This is a genomic window from Vibrio sp. 1069 (assembly GCF_033340555.1).
Map to the genome: position 1 here is coordinate 1 of NZ_JAWOWP010000740.1, position 564 is coordinate 564.

General features: G+C 47.3%; 1 protein-coding gene. It reads left to right on the forward strand.

Annotated features, from left to right (window positions below; all coding sequences use genetic code 11):
- The coding region (locus R7040_RS28785; RefSeq protein ID WP_318097940.1) for a cytochrome-c peroxidase at positions 1-564 on the forward strand (564 nt) is incomplete at both ends.

A 564-nucleotide genomic window follows, 5' to 3' on the forward strand; every position in this document is an offset into this window, starting at 1 on the left:
AAACGAATGGCGCGCAAAACACAGCCGTAGCAGCAGGTGTAAAAGGAGCAGGAACACGAAACGCGATCACGGTTTTTAATGCGTCACTGAATTACCGACTGTTATGGGATGGCTCGTCGAATACGTTAGTCTCTCAAATGGATGGCCCAATTCACGACCCGTTAGAAATGGATTCCAACTGGCCGAAGATTGAAAGCTACGTTCAAAACAACGAGCAGTATCAAGCGCTGTTTAAACGCGCTGGAAACCTGCCAATTTCTATCGACAACATCAAAGCGTCCATTGTTGAGTTTGTGAAAGGGCTTGAAACTCCAGGCGCGCCGTTTGATGCCTACTTATTGGGTTACACGCATGTTTTGAATGAGAAAGCGAAACGCGGTTGGAAAACCTTCCAGAAAGCTGGGTGCGTACAATGTCATCAAGGGAAAAATGTTGGCGGCGCGATGATTCAACGCTTCGCTTACTTTGAGCATAAACCCGTGCAGAAAGACACTGGTCGCCATTTACTCACAACGGAAGGGGATGAGGGGTATTATTTCCGTGTTGCCAGTTTAAGAAACGTCG